The 13,657-nt window shown below is 65.1% G+C and carries 12 protein-coding genes; 8 read left to right on the forward strand and 4 right to left on the reverse strand.

The genetic code is table 11. From position 1 onward, the window contains the following. A partial coding sequence (locus VGH68_RS26575) for a TAXI family TRAP transporter solute-binding subunit (protein ID WP_331606697.1) occupies nt 1–1,373 on the reverse strand: 1,373 nt, incomplete at its 3' end. 628 nt (nt 1,374–2,001) lie between these two features. On the opposite strand from VGH68_RS26575, the gene VGH68_RS26580 reads away from it, so the two are divergent. Beyond that, nucleotides 2,002–2,349, forward strand: coding sequence for a BON domain-containing protein (locus VGH68_RS26580; protein ID WP_331606698.1), 348 nt, complete (start codon nt 2,002–2,004; stop codon nt 2,347–2,349). 421 nt (nt 2,350–2,770) lie between these two features. Next, a complete protein-coding gene (locus VGH68_RS26585; RefSeq protein ID WP_331606699.1) occupies nt 2,771–3,019 on the forward strand; it encodes a hypothetical protein in 249 nt (82 codons plus the stop codon). A gap of 199 nt (nt 3,020–3,218) precedes the next feature. Here VGH68_RS26585 and VGH68_RS26590 read toward each other — a convergent pair whose 3' ends face one another. Further along, the gene (locus VGH68_RS26590) at nt 3,219–4,007 is read right to left on the reverse strand and encodes a sulfite exporter TauE/SafE family protein (protein WP_331606700.1); all 789 of its coding nucleotides are present in this window, start codon (nt 4,005–4,007) and stop codon (nt 3,219–3,221) included. 371 nt (nt 4,008–4,378) lie between these two features. After that, a complete protein-coding gene (locus VGH68_RS26595; RefSeq protein WP_331606701.1) occupies nt 4,379–5,020 on the reverse strand; it encodes a LysE family translocator in 642 nt (213 codons plus the stop codon). A 410-nt stretch (nt 5,021–5,430) separates the two neighbouring features. Here VGH68_RS26595 and VGH68_RS26600 point away from each other — a divergent pair, with 410 nt between their 5' ends. Continuing rightward, nucleotides 5,431–6,549 (forward strand): porin, encoded by a 1,119-nt coding sequence (locus VGH68_RS26600; RefSeq protein ID WP_331606702.1) that lies wholly within the window; start codon nt 5,431–5,433, stop codon nt 6,547–6,549. Between the two features lie 173 nt (nt 6,550–6,722). On the opposite strand, the gene VGH68_RS26605 is transcribed toward VGH68_RS26600, so the two are convergent. Then, nucleotides 6,723–6,872 carry a hypothetical protein gene (locus VGH68_RS26605; protein WP_331606703.1) on the reverse strand — a complete coding sequence of 50 codons (150 nt, stop codon included), beginning with the start codon at nt 6,870–6,872 and terminating at the stop codon, nt 6,723–6,725. Nucleotides 6,873–7,813: 941 nt separating this feature from the next. On the opposite strand from VGH68_RS26605, the gene VGH68_RS26610 reads away from it, so the two are divergent. The 5 genes from VGH68_RS26610 to VGH68_RS26630 form a co-directional block, all read left to right on the forward strand. After that, on the forward strand, nt 7,814–8,890 hold the full coding sequence (locus VGH68_RS26610; protein WP_331606709.1) for a helix-turn-helix domain-containing protein: 1,077 nt from the start codon (nt 7,814–7,816) through the stop codon (nt 8,888–8,890). Nucleotides 8,891–8,972: 82 nt separating this feature from the next. Further along, nucleotides 8,973–10,547: a sugar phosphate nucleotidyltransferase gene (locus VGH68_RS26615; protein ID WP_331606704.1), complete on the forward strand. Its 1,575-nt coding sequence runs from the start codon at nt 8,973–8,975 to the stop codon at nt 10,545–10,547. 56 nt (nt 10,548–10,603) lie between these two features. Continuing rightward, entirely contained in the window at nt 10,604–11,989 is a 1,386-nt protein-coding gene (locus VGH68_RS26620) for an undecaprenyl-phosphate glucose phosphotransferase (protein WP_331606705.1), read from the forward strand. A 41-nt stretch (nt 11,990–12,030) separates the two neighbouring features. Continuing rightward, entirely contained in the window at nt 12,031–13,170 is a 1,140-nt protein-coding gene (locus VGH68_RS26625; protein WP_331606706.1) for a polysaccharide biosynthesis/export family protein, read from the forward strand. A 51-nt stretch (nt 13,171–13,221) separates the two neighbouring features. After that, the coding region (locus VGH68_RS26630) for a Wzz/FepE/Etk N-terminal domain-containing protein (RefSeq protein WP_331606707.1) at nt 13,222–13,657 on the forward strand (436 nt) is incomplete at its 3' end.

Below are 13,657 nucleotides of genomic sequence, written 5' to 3' on the forward strand. Positions count from 1 at the left end.
TCCAGCGCACTCAGCGGGTCGCGGCCTTCGGTGAGCCGCCGCCGCACGAAGCCGATATGCTCGCGCAGCACGTAGAACTGGTCCGCGTACGCGAGCGGCATCTTCATCCCGTTGACCGAGTCTTCGATCGCGTCGAGCCGCTCGATCAGCGCAGCGCGCTCCGCCGCCGAATGCTCGCTGAGCGCGCTGCGCTCGATCGCGATCAGTGCGCCGTACCAGCGGTAGATGCGCGACTTGACCCGCCACGCATACAGCCCCGGCACGACGCGCAGCGCCGGCACCAGCAGCACGATCAGCGGCACGACCACCACCAGCAGCCGGTCGGCGAGACTCGCGATCCAGAACGGCAGCGTGCGGTACAGGAAGCTCTTGCCCGACTTGTAGTAGCGCGCAGCATCGTCGCTCAGCGGGAAGTCGTGCGCGATCGGCGCCGGAAATTCGCCCGCGCGCTGCATCACGGTTGCGCCGCCGTGCACCTCGCGCGCCGCTTCGATCAGCAGATCCGACAGCGCCGGATGCAGCGAGCCGCGCGCGACCAGCTCGGCGGTCGGCGCGACGATGCTGATGGATTCCGCCGGCAGGTTCTTGCCGAGGTCCAGTGCGCCCATCGGCACCTTCAGCGCGGTCAGATAAGGAAAGCGCCGGGTATACGCTTCGGCTTGCGTGAAGTCGTAGAAGCGGATGTTCTGGGTGCGGTACAGCTTGCCCATCACCGCCGGTTGCGCCGAGTCGCCGGCGAGGAAGGCCGCGTCGATCTTGCCGTCGACCAGCGCGGTGGCGGCTTCGTCGCCGGACAGCGGCAGCAGTTTGGTCGGGCCGCCCGGCACGATGCCGTTGGCCTTCAGCAGCGCCAGCGCCAGTTCGCGCGTGCCGCTGCCTTCGGCGCCGATCGCGAGCCGCTGGCCCTTGAATTGGGAGAGCCACTGAACGGGCGCGCCGTGATAGAAGACCGCGAGCGGCACGTAGGCGACGCTGCCGAGCGACATCAGGCCTTTGTCCTTCGCCACCGCGCCGGGCGCGATGCCGCCCTGCACGAAGCCGACGTCGACATTCGATTTCGGGTCGGACAGGCGTCTCAGATTGTCCTGCGAGCCTTGCGAGGCCAGCACGTTCACCGTAATGCGATTGCGCGCGAGGATCGTCTTGTACTTTTGCGCGGCGTTCCAGAAGGTGCTGCCTTCGGGGCCCGCGCTGATCGTCAGCGTGTTCGGCGGTGCGGGCTGGATCAGCCGCACGGCAGCCCAGATCGCGACGATAGCGAGCAGCACGAGCGGACCGAACGAAACGGCCAGGTCGCGCCACGAGATCGCGACGAAACGGGCGACGAGACGGGGACGGCGGGTGCGGCCCAGGCGGCCGGTGGCTGGCTTCATCGGATCATCTGAGGTGGCTGTCGACGGGGCTCGGATGCGCCCGAAAGCGCGCAAGTGGACGGCTGGTCGCGCGATGGCGCGCCCGCGAGTGGCAACGCGCCGCCGGCGACCGTGGATCGGTGTGTCGGCCGTCTACGCGGCAACACATGTGGCGCCGATGGTACCTGAGATTCGCGCGTCGGCGAAACGCGCGGCGCGCCGGTTTGCGGACAAACGCGTAACAAAAAGTGAGTCCGATGGTAACGGCGCTTCACGGCCGGCGCGCCACGATCGCTGCCGACGCGCCACGCCGCTCTCTAAACCCTTTGCGCTTCTGTCCCGGCTAGATTAAATTGTGCTTCGCTACCGCGAACCAACGTTTGCGCAGCGCGATCCGGCACGACAGACAAGAACCGGAGGCGCTGGCGAATTTCGCGGTTTGCTGGTTGCCGTGCCGCTCCGCGGTGCCGCCTTCGACAGGCGCATCACGGACGGTGAAAGGCAGCCGGCTTCTCTCGCCTCTCGCATCCCGTGTCATAGCCGTAGCCGGCCGTCGCTGGTGCGCGTATTCGCGCCAGTGTGGCCGCACGTAGTCGTAACGAAGCCGCTTATAGATGCGGTCCAATGTGAAACCAAGGAGAAGAGAGCTATGAAGACGGTCGGTATTCTGAAAACGCTGGGCTCGGTGGTGGCGATGGTGGTGGCGTGTAGCGTGTACGCGCAGGCAAGCGGTCCGGCGACGGATACGACGTCGACGGCAGCCAGCGTCAAGGCCGGCAAGCACGCGAATCATCAGCTCGGCCGCAAGGTGCGCGGCGCGCTCACCAAGACTCAAGGGCTGGATGTGTCGAACATCGCCGTGCGCGCGCGCGGCGGTGCGGTGACGCTGACGGGCACGGTGCCGAGCCAGGACCAGATCGATGCCGCCGGTACGGCTGCGAAGGGCGTCGCGGGCGTGACGTCGGTTACCAACAAGCTGACCGTGATGCAGCAGTAAGCAGCGCTTGGTCCGCGCGGCGCCGTCACGGCTGCGCGGCAAGCACCCGGCCCGTGTGGCGCGGGTTGCCCACGGCGGCGCGGTACGTGCGTGCGGCTGCGGTCATCTCATCGGCGCGGTCCAGCTGGCGTTTTGACGCCATGCTGTGCGCCGGGATGCAGTTGCGTTATCGAACGGGCTCCGGCATATCGCCGGAGCTTTTTTTTGGCCACGAGCGTGTGTAACCGCAGACGGTGACCGGCTTGCTCGCGACATTCTTGCGCTTTTTCATCGCGCGACTGGCTTGGGCCACCGCAAGAAATGCCGGCTGCCGCACCGGCCGAACTGTGTACTCGCGCCGTCGTCACGGCTCGGTGCGCTGCGACACATTGCCGACGCGCCGCGCGGCGTACTGTGAAGGCAGCCATTGAGGGTGAGCGCCATGGAAACCACGCTTTTCCGCTATATCGACCTGCCGATCGGCGATCGGGCGGCTTTTGAACTGGTGTGCGCGCGGCACGGCTTCGCGCCGGTCCACTTCGACATCAGCGCTAGCATGACGCCGGGCGAGCCCGAGCACGAACGCCTGGTGACGGTGCGGCGCGGAGGCTGGGCGCAGTCGTATCGGGACCGCCACGGTCAGTGGGTGCGGCAGTTCGAAGCCGACCTGACCTGCCGGTTTTTCAAATAGATGCGGTGATGGCCTTGCTCCAGGCGCGTCGGACGCGCGAGCGGGCCAGCCAGCCATAGACCTAGCCGGGGCAGCCCGCGCTGCCCGTCTCGGGCCGATGCTGCGCCGTCAGCGCGCAGCCGGGTGCCTATCGCGTTCGCGGTATTGACTGCTGCGTCCGAATCGGCCGGATACGTCAGCGATGGTTGCTGAACGACAGTCAGGCCAGCACCAAGCGTACGCCCACCAGCGTCAGCGTCGCGGCGAGCAGGTTGCGCAGCAGCGTGTCCGGTGCGCGCGACGACAGATAACTGCCGATCGCGATACCCGGCAACGATCCCACCAGCAGCGACACCAGCATCGACCAGTCGACCGAGCCGAGCAGCCAGTGCCCGGCGCCCGCCAGCAGCGTGAGCGGCACCGCATGCGCGATGTCGGAGCCGACGATGCGCGTGGTCGGCAGCATCGGATACAGCAGCAACAACACCGTTACGCCGATCGCACCCGCGCCCACCGACGTCAGCGATACCAACACGCCGAGAATCGCGCCGGTGAGCATCGTCAGCGCGAGCGTGCGTGCCTGGCTCGGTGCGCGTTGCTTGCGGGCGCCGAGCGCCGCCAGTTGCGGGCGAAACACCAGCGCGACCGCGGTAATCAGCAGCGCCGCGCCGAGCACGACCTGGATCAGCCGGCCCGCGCCCGGTGTGTCCATCCCGTAGCGATGCAGCAGGATCAGCGTGATGGTCGCCGCGGGCACGCTGCCGGCCGCGAGGCGCAGCGTGATCTGCCAGTCGACCGAACCCTTCAGGCCGTGCACGAGCGTGCCGGTCGCCTTGGTGGCGGCCGCGTACAACAGGTCGGTGCCGACCGCGGTGGCTGGATGCACGTTGAACAGCAGCACTAGGATCGGCGTCATCAGCGAGCCGCCGCCGACGCCGGTCAGCCCGACCAGAAAACCGACGAACAGGCCGGAGACGGAGTACAGCAGATCGATGTGGGGTAGAGCCATTGAACGGACAGCTGACTGGTCGGAGGTGAATGGATTGGCCGGCGTGCGCTCGCCGGTGTGAAGCGCGGCGGGGACGTGAACAACGTTGCACGGCCGCCGCTCGGCCGCTGAACCGGCACCGCATGGCCACCGTACGATGCTGAACGCGGTGGAAACGCCGCTGAAGCGCCCGCCGGAGCGCCGCAGGCCATGCCGCGGCCACGGATTGCACGGCTTGCCACGGCTGCCGCCCGAACGGCGAAAGGCGCTATTGTCGCAAAACTGCCGCCGCGGCGTGCGCGCGACGCGGCGAGACGGCTGAAACAGCGCGCACGAGGACGGCTGCCAAGCCACCGGTAGCACGCTTCGCCGATTGCACCGGCGTGCCTCGCTTACAGCGCGCGCCGGATCTCGATGACACCGAATGCCGCGAGCGTGAGGCCGGCCACACGGTCGATCGCGACGCGCAGCCTCGCGCCGATCGCATGACGCGCGAGCGACACGACGCTCACCAGCAAACACCACCACGCGATCGAGCCGGCGAACACACCACCGACCGTCGTCAGCGCGATGGCTGGCGAGAACGCGCCGCGCGGCGCGAGGGTCGTGAACAGCGCGGCGAACATGATGACGGTTTGCGGATTGGTCAGCGTGAGCAGCAACGCGCTCGCATAGGCACGCAACGCGCCGGCACTGCCGAGCTGGACGAGCTTGCCATCGCCGTTGCCGTCGGCGCTGTCGGCGGGCGCTTTCTGCAGCAGCGCGCGCACCCCGAGATACAGCAGGAACAGGCCGGCGAGCAGGTGCAGCGGCCGGTCGTACGCGAGCATGAACCGGGAAATCCCGACGAGGCCGAGCGCCGCGATCAGCCCATAGGCGGCGTCGCCGCTCGCGATACCGAAGCCGATCGCGAGCCCGGCGCGCGGACCGCCGCTCAGCGTGCGGCGGATGCAGAGCATCCCCATCGGGCCGACCGGTGCGGCGATCGCGAGACCGACGCCGGCGGCGGTCAGGAACAGACTGGTGGTCGACATGAAGTGATTCCCGAACGGTTGTTCTGATTGCTCTCGCTGTGCAGGTGCACCCGTCAGCATAGCCAGAGCCAACATCGCGGGCAAGGCGGCGCTGACCGGTAGAGGCGGGCGCAGCCGGCATTGCCTGTTTCGTCGATCCGCTTTGCGCGGATTCGCTCGACGTGCTCGCCTTCCCGCGAATTGCGGCCAGGCGCGAACGTCCGGCATGGCAACGCATTGCTTGTCCGAGGTCGCGAATAACGCCGCTGGCGTTTATGATGCGCGCGGTATCTACGGACCGTATTTATATCGAGAAAAGCGATAGCCACGACTCTTTCCGAGAAAGCAACGGCTACGAGCGCATCAATTCATACTGAGCGAGCGATGGACATATCAGTCGTGTATTGATCGGCAAAGAACAGGAGAAGTGCATGCGATGGATCGCGCAGGGCATGGCAGGAGCTGCGCTGCTTTTCGCCGCTGGGGCAGCTGCCGCGGCCGACTCGAGCGTCACACTATATGGCGTGGCGGATAGTTTTATCGAGTACCTCGATAACGGCGGAACGCATTCGGTTTCTGCCCGAAGCGGAGGGGCAACGGGATCGCTGTTTGGACTGACGGGCACCGACGACCTGGGTGGCGGGCTCAAAGCGAAATTCGTTCTCGAAGGCGAATTCAATATCAACAGCGGCGCGCTTTACGCCAATACGACGTCTCTCTTTTATCGTCAGGCATGGATTGGCCTCACCGATGCAAAGCTCGGGTCACTGGCATTCGGACGCCAGTACGAACCGAGTTTTCTGATCGCCTATCCGGCCGATCCGTTTCGCCTGAATGAAAACCTTTCGTTGGTGTCCGCGAATGTTCTCGCTGTCGATCGCAATACGTTATCGACTCAATCCGATTCGGGCAGGGCCAGCAACGCGATCCTCTACCAGTCGCCAGATCTTCGCGGAGTACGGCTCTACGGGATGTACGCGTTGTCTGGCACCGTGACCCAGCCGGTGCCGATGAGCAACGGCAATATGTTCGGCGTCGCGGCGAGCTATCGGGCCGACGGTCTCTATGCCGGCCTCGCCTACACCAGCCAGCAGTCGGGGCAGGAAACCGTCGCGGGCCTGCCCGGACCGCTGACCCTGCTCGCCACAGAACACTTTGTCGCCGCGCTTGCGTACCAGATCGGCATCACGAACCTGCAATTCATCTACACCTATGTGCGCGCCGGCGATCCGCCGGCGAAGTCGCTGGCTGCGTTGGCGGGAACCGCGCATTCGTATGCGATGGCCCAATTCGGCGCGACGATTCAGGCCACACCGGCCGATGCGATCATGCTCGCCGCGTCGCAGCGCGACGTGCGCGGCGCACACGACAATGCAGTGGCCTTGGAAGTCGGCGCCGAGCATGCTTTGTCGAGGCGCACGAGCCTCTATCTGCGCGTCGGATATATCAAAAACAACGGCGAATCGGTGGTTAGCTGGCCCGGTATCGTCGTGAGTCAGTTGGCGGCGAGGCAGGTTCTCGCGGCGATCGGGATGACGCATCGGTTCTGATCGACAAGATCGGCGAGATCGGCGCGGAGCGGAAGGTATCGTCGCTCCTGGTGCGCGGCGGCCAGTCTCGGGCGGCCTCGGCCGGTGCCGCGGATGTCGTTCGCGCACCGCATCGCATCGCCGTGCGCATGCATGCCGGGCCGCGTCGACCTCGTGAACTTCACGTACGTGCGCTAAGGGCCCCGGTGAACTTCGTCGTTATGCGCGAGCCGGCTCGATACGTTCGCGAACAGCAGCGCGAGCACCGCCATGCCGATCGTCACAACCAGCAGCGCGCCGACCATTGCGGCGAGGATCAGCACCGTCCAGACAAGACCATTCATATGTATGCGGCTCCAGCAAGTCGTACCGCATCCTAGCGTCCGGTGCGGCAAGTTTCTGTACGTTTGCCCGCCGTAAGCCTGTCCGCGAGTCGAACTCTCCGCAGATCGCGCCACTGCGTGGCGCATATCGTACGGGTGCGCTTTGGTGCGGTAACGGCTTTCGCGAACATCCGGGGGCGACACACCGGTGGACGAGCGGTCGTTCGCGCCGCGGGCCGGCCAGGCAATAACGGCTCTCGTCGGTCTTTCGCCTCGGCTGTTGCGCGGACGGCATAGTGTGTTTCCGCTATCGGGTGGCGGAATCGAACCCGGTGTTCTCGGACACAATCCGCCATTGGTCCATCTATTGCGCGGCTGCTCAGGCTTTCATATGACGGTGTTTCAGAACTGAAACAATAATCGTCGTGTTTATTTGCAAATAAAAAATAACAATCGATCAATTAATCCTCTTGCACCGTAAAGCGTTTATATTCGTTCAATGGATAGTCGCTAGCGTGACGCGATTCATTCCGTCAGCGAAACTCGTCGCGCCGGCGTTGGCGGCGATCGACGAAGCAGCGGAGAAGGCGGCTCTCAGCAACGCGTCGCTCCCGCAAGAATTCGCTTCAAACACGCACACTCCGGCAGGGATCCACGGGGCGCGTTACGAGTGGCCAGCAGTGTGCGCTGGCGTACCTACTCATTTTTCAGGCTGCATTAGCATTCGCTGAAATGCACATTCACTGATGTGTTGAATTGGCTATTTAATCGATTGATAGGGGCGCTTGTCCCGGAATTGGTCGGAATTTGACTGAAAGGTCATGTAGGCAATGCGCCAATATGTCTGCACTTTCGGTCGTGGCGGCTAAATGCTGGATATCGCGTCGCTATGATGCACTGCACAGAGTGCGCGCCCCTGTGGCCGTAAGGTGAAAGTAGTCCGTTTCTTCGAGAGGATGACTATGACTTGCGCGAGTCTCGAATCCGCCATGCTGCGCTGGGTGCATGCGCCGAACAAGGGCGTGCGCCGCATCGCGATCCTGATGTTCAACGACTGCTCGCTGCAGGGCGCGGGTGTCATCGCCGAAGTGTTCCAGGCGGCCAATGAACTGGCCACGTCCCGTTCGGGTGCGTGGCTGTACGACGTGTCGTTTCTGTCCGCCGACGGCGGCATGGTCACGTCGTCGTCCGGTTTGCGTGTATGGACCGACGGGCTCGACGCGCGTCACTACGGCGGCTTCGATGCGCTGTATGTCGCCGGCGGCAGGGGTGCGGCGGACGCCGCGAACGACGAGCGGCTGATCGCATGGCTGCGCCGCGTGCGCCGCAACACCGCGATGATCCGCGGGATTGCCGAGGGCCGCGCATTGCTCGACGCGGCCTATGTGCCAGGCGGCAAGCAAGGCAGTGAGTTTCAGTTGGCAGCCGACGATGTGGACGGCGTCCATGGGGTGAATGGCGCGAACGGCGTGAATGGAGCGAACGGCGCGAACGGCGCGAACGGTTCATCCGCCGCGAACGGCGCACGCGCGCCCGAGCAGAACGTGGTCGAGCTGAGCGACCGGCTCGAATCGATGCGCAGCGCGCTCGCGATGATCAAGCGTGATTTGGGCAATGCGACCGCGCGCATGGCGGCAGAACGTCTGCTCTCCGATTCGTGCGCGAACCTCTCGTCGCTGCTCGGCGAAGACGGCGGCATGAGCCCTGGCGACAAGGTCCGCGCGGCCGCGCGCTGGCTGCAGGAAAACTGCCAGCAGGCAATTTCGATTGCCGACGCCGCGCAGGTCGCGGCGATGAGCGAACGCAACTTCTTGCGCCGCTTCAAGATGGAAATGGGCATTACACCATCGAATTTTCTGCTGCACGAGCGCCTCGCGGTCACGTGCAGCCTGCTGACCGAATCCGAATTGCCGGTCGACAAGATTGCCCGCCGCACCGGCATGGGCAACGGCGACCGGCTTGCGAAAGTGTTCCGCAAGCGCATGAGGATTTCTCCGACCGAATTCAGGATTCAGAGCCGCCGGATGACGGGCGGCTAGCGACGACGGTACCGATCCGGCGGCGTGCGATCGTCGCGGCGCCGGCACCGATTTGTGATTCGAGAAATATAAGGAACGGCCCATGTTGACGCAGGGATCTGTGAACGCCGCAAATGTCGACCCGAGCGGTGCTAGCGAGGGGGCGGCTGGCGCCCGTTGCACGCGCATCGTACCGGTCATTCTCGCGGGCGGTTCGGGCACGCGCCTATGGCCGGTATCGCGCGAGAATTTCCCGAAGCAGCTGATCGACGTGGTCGGTTCCGACTCGCTGCTGCAGGCCACCGCGCGGCGGCTCGACGGCTTTCCGTCCGGCTGGAGCGTCGATGCGTCGCCGATCGTCGTCTGCGGCGACGAACATCGCTTCGTGATTGCCGAGCAGCTTCGCGAGAGCGGCGTCGCCGCGCGTCTGATCGTCGAACCGGCGCGGCGCGATACGGCGCCCGCGCTGACCCTCGCGGCCTCGCTCGCACGTGCCGATGCGGCCGAAGGCGACGCGGTGCTGATCGTGATGCCGGCCGATCACGCGATCGCGGACGTGCCCGCGTTGCAGCGCGCGCTTGCCTGCGCGGCGCGCCACGCGCAAGCCGGCGCGATCGCGACGCTCGGGATTCCGCCGACGCGGCCCGACACCGGCTTCGGTTATATCCGGATCGGCGCGGCGCTGGCAGACGGTGGCCATACGATCGACGGGTTCGTCGAGAAGCCCGCCGCGGAAATCGCCGCGCAATACGTGGCGGCCGGCACGTACTGGTGGAACAGCGGCATCTTCATCGTGCGCGCGAGTGTGTGGCTCGATACGCTCGCACGTTTGCGCCCCGACATGCGCGCGCCGTGCGAAAGCGCTTTTGCCGGCGGCAGCCAGGACGGCGCGGTGTTCCGTCCGGCGACCGACGCGTTTATCGACGTGCCCGCCGATTCGATCGACTACGCGGTGATGGAGCGTCTGACCGAGTCCGCAGCCGTCGATCCGCAAGCCGCTGGCGCGAGCGGCGACAGCACGGCGGGCGGCGTCCCGCCCGGCGTCGTGGTTCCGCTCGAAGCCGGCTGGTCCGACCTCGGCTCGTGGGATGCGGTGTGGGCCGCGATGGAGAAAGACCCGAACGGCAACGCCGGGCGCGGGCGCGTGACTTTCGAAGGCGCGGTGTCGTGCTATGCGCATTCGGAAGGGCGGCTGGTCGCGTGCGTCGGCACCACGAACGTGGTCGTCGTCGAAACCGCCGACGCGGTGCTGGTGGTGGACCGTTCGCACGTGCAGGACGTGAAAGGCCTCGTCTCGCGCATCAAGGCGCAGAACGCGCCGGAGGCCGACGCGCATCGCAAGGTGCGGCGCCCGTGGGGCTTCTACGATTCGATCGATCACGGCGAGCGCTTCCAGGTCAAGCGCATCGTGGTCACGCCCGGCGCGAGGCTGTCGCTGCAATTGCATCACCACCGCGCCGAACACTGGGTCGTGGTGCGCGGCACCGCGCTCGTCACGCGCGGCGAAGAGCAGTTTCTGCTGAGCGAAAACGAATCGACGTACATCCCTCTAGGCACGCAACACCGGCTCGAAAACCCGGGCAAGGTGCCGCTCGAGATCATCGAAGTTCAGTCCGGCACCTATCTCGGTGAGGACGACATCGTGAGGTTCAACGACAACTACGGCCGCTGCCCGTAAGCAGCACGTCCACGCAGTCATCTGCGAACAGGAACCGCTGGAAAGAGGTAAGCAAAATGCGCAAGTTTCAGGATCTGCTCGCGCGGATTTTCGATGTTTCGCTGGTGCTGCTGGGCGCGACCGTCGCGTCGCAGATCCGCTTCGACTATATCGGCCAGTCAGGTTTCTACTGGGTGCTGGTGATGTTCTCGGCCGCGTTCGCGCTCGCCATCTTTCCCGCGTTCGGCGTGTACGAATCGTGGCGCGGCCGCTCGAAACTCGGGCTGGCCGGACAAGTCTCGCTTGCGTGGCTGATCGTGCAGGCCTTCGCACTGGTGTTGATGTACTCGCTGCATCGCAGTGATTTCGTGTCGCGGCTGTGGTTCTCGTACTGGACCGCGGTGACCGGCGGCCTGCTGATCGCCTACCGGCTGATTACGCATGCGGTGCTCGCTCGCGCGCGCGGCGCGGGGATGAACCTGCATCAGGTGGCGATCGTCGGCAGCGGCTCGCAGTGCGACGCAATCATTCGCCGTATCGAAGCGACGCCGACCGCCGGCTTTCGCGCGACCGCCGTGTACAACACGAACTCCGAGGTGTCCGGCGTGACCGATCCGCGCGTGCCCGTGTTCGACACCGTGGACGCGTTTGCCCAGTACATCCGCACTAACGACGTGCACGAACTGTGGCTGATGCTGTCGCTGTCCGAGGAGCCGTTGATCTGCGCGCTGATCGGCGAGTTCCGCGACGACCTCGTCAACATCCGCTTCATGCCGGACGTGCGCAGTCATGCGCTGTTCGAAGGCAGTGGCGTGGTCGAGGTGCTCGGCGTGCCGGCCATCAATCTGGTTGCGTCGCCGCTGTCGGCGAATGCGATGCTGAAGAAGGAAATCTTCGACCGGCTGTTCGCGGCGCTTGCGCTGCTTGCACTCGCGCCGCTGATGCTCGGCATCGCGATCGCGGTGAAGCTGTCTTCGCGTGGGCCGGTGCTGTTCAAACAGAAACGCAAGGGCGCGGACGGGCGGGTATTCACGATTTACAAGTTCCGCTCGATGCGCGTGCATACCGAAGCCAAGGGCACGCTGAGTCAGGCGACGCGCAACGACAAGCGCGTGACGAAACTGGGCGCGTTCCTGCGCCGCACCAGCCTCGACGAGCTGCCGCAATTTTTCAACGTGCTGCTTGGCGACATGTCGGTCGTAGGACCGCGTCCCCATGCGCTCGAGCACGACGACCTGTATCAGAAAGTGGTCGCGGGCTATATCAATCGCTACAGGATCAAGCCGGGTATCACGGGTTGGGCGCAGATTAACGGCTTTCGTGGCGAGACCGACCGCATCGAGAAGATGGAGCGGCGCGTCGAACATGACCTGTACTACCTGGGTCACTGGTCGTTCGCACTCGATATGCGGATTATCGGCGCGACGATTGTCGCCGGACTGGTGCATCGAAACGCTTACTAAGACGTAGGTAAAAACGCCTCGGGGCGCTAGGAGGAAATATTATGAACTCGCTTGGTTTTCGCACGGGAAGTCTTGTAGTTTTCGCGAGTGCGGCTCTGCTCGCCGGATGCGGAAGCGTGCCGGGACAACGGATGGTCGTGCCGGCCGCGGTTCAGGACACGGGTGGTGACTTCAGTACTGAAGCCGCGCAGCAGAAGCAGATCCCGATCACCGACATCAATCTGGCGCTGGTCAAGAAGCTGAGGGCCGACGAGGACGGGGCGGCGCTGCCGCAGGACATCTCGGCGCTGTTCGGCAAGCCGGCTCCATACCGGGTCGGCCCGGGCGACGTGCTGCAGATCGTCGTGTGGGATCACCCCGAACTCGCTGCCGCGCTCGGGCAGCCGACGCAGACCTCGCGTCCGTCGGATGCGATCCCGGGCTTCCTGATCGACGAAAGCGGTGACGTGCAGTTTCCGTATGCGGGCACCGTGCATGTCGCCGGCAAGGACGTCACGACGATTCAGCGCGAAATCCATCAGCGTCTGAGCAAGGTGTACCAGAAGCCGGAAGTGACGGTGCGGGTCGCGTCGTTCCGTAATTCGCAGGTGATGGTCGACGGTGAAGTGCGCACGCCCGGCACCCAGTCGGTCACCGACGTTCCGATGTCGCTGACCAATGCAATCGGCCTGAGCGGCGGCTTCACGTCGACCGCGGATCGCAGCCGCGTCGACCTGGTTCGCGACAACCATACGTACGCGCTGAACGTCGATGAGCTGATCAAGCACGGCCACAATCCGTCGGACATCTACCTGAGGCCGGGTGATCTGTTGCGCGTGCCGGCGCGCGAGGACAGCGGTGTGTACGTGATGGGCGAGGTCAACAAGCCGGCCACGGTGCTGCCGTTGCGTAACGGTTCGCTGACGCTGTCGCAGGCGATTTCCGACGGCGGCAGCTTCGACTCGAACACGGCCGCGGCGCAGCAACTGTTCGTCATCCGCGGCTCGACCAGCGACTCCCCGCAGATCTATCACCTCGATGCGAACTCGCCGGTGGCGATGCTGCTCGCGAACCAGTTCGAGCTGCAGCCGAAGGACATCGTGTACGTCGGTCAGGGTGGTCTGGTCCGCTTCAACCGCGTACTGAACCTGCTGTTGCCGGCGATCAACGCGGCTGTGACCGGGGTCATCGTCTCGAAGTGACGTCAGCGGTACACGTAATCTGAATGGCCAGGCCTTGTCGGGGTGAACAATATGGCGATTAACTATGACGAGCGCTACGAAAGGCGCTTCGACAACCGCTTTGACAACGGTTACGTGGATGTGACGGGTTCGGCGGGGTGGCGTCTGTCGGACCTGCTGCGGGCGATCGTGCGCGGCCGGCGCACGATCCTCGCGCTCACGCTGATCGCGCTCGCGCTCGGTGGCGCGTACGCTTTTCTCGCGCCGCCGGTTTATCGCGCGGACGTGCTGTTTCACGTCGAGGACAAGGCGGCCAATGCGGGCGGGACAGCCGGCAACGGACTGCCGCCGGCCGCCGGCGGATCCGACTCGAAGCCGTCGACGGCCGCGCAGATCGAACTGCTGAAATCGCGGCTCGTCGTCGAGGAAGCGGTGCGCACGCTGCATCTCGACATCACGGCGACGCCGCGTTACCTGCCGGTGATCGGCGCGAGGCTCGCGGCGCTTG

Origin of the sequence: Paraburkholderia sp. (genome assembly GCF_036488505.1) — a bacterium.
In the GTDB taxonomy this organism is placed as follows: Bacteria; Pseudomonadota; Gammaproteobacteria; order Burkholderiales; family Burkholderiaceae; genus Paraburkholderia.

What these genes read in the sequence shown, in the direction of transcription:
- VGH68_RS26620 (WP_331606705.1), top strand. Translation starts at nt 10,604, where the DNA reads ATGCGCAAGTTTCAGGATCTGCTCGCGCGGATTTTCGATGTTTCGCTG.
- VGH68_RS26595 (WP_331606701.1), bottom strand. Translation starts at nt 5,020, where the DNA reads ATGTCGACCACCAGTCTGTTCCTGACCGCCGCCGGCGTCGGTCTCGCG.
- VGH68_RS26585 (WP_331606699.1), top strand. Translation starts at nt 2,771, where the DNA reads ATGGAAACCACGCTTTTCCGCTATATCGACCTGCCGATCGGCGATCGG.
- VGH68_RS26580 (WP_331606698.1), top strand. Translation starts at nt 2,002, where the DNA reads ATGAAGACGGTCGGTATTCTGAAAACGCTGGGCTCGGTGGTGGCGATG.
- VGH68_RS26610 (WP_331606709.1), top strand. Translation starts at nt 7,814, where the DNA reads ATGACTTGCGCGAGTCTCGAATCCGCCATGCTGCGCTGGGTGCATGCG.
- VGH68_RS26600 (WP_331606702.1), top strand. Translation starts at nt 5,431, where the DNA reads ATGCGATGGATCGCGCAGGGCATGGCAGGAGCTGCGCTGCTTTTCGCC.
- VGH68_RS26615 (WP_331606704.1), top strand. Translation starts at nt 8,973, where the DNA reads ATGTTGACGCAGGGATCTGTGAACGCCGCAAATGTCGACCCGAGCGGT.
- VGH68_RS26625 (WP_331606706.1), top strand. Translation starts at nt 12,031, where the DNA reads ATGAACTCGCTTGGTTTTCGCACGGGAAGTCTTGTAGTTTTCGCGAGT.
- VGH68_RS26590 (WP_331606700.1), bottom strand. Translation starts at nt 4,007, where the DNA reads ATGGCTCTACCCCACATCGATCTGCTGTACTCCGTCTCCGGCCTGTTC.
- VGH68_RS26605 (WP_331606703.1), bottom strand. Translation starts at nt 6,872, where the DNA reads ATGAATGGTCTTGTCTGGACGGTGCTGATCCTCGCCGCAATGGTCGGC.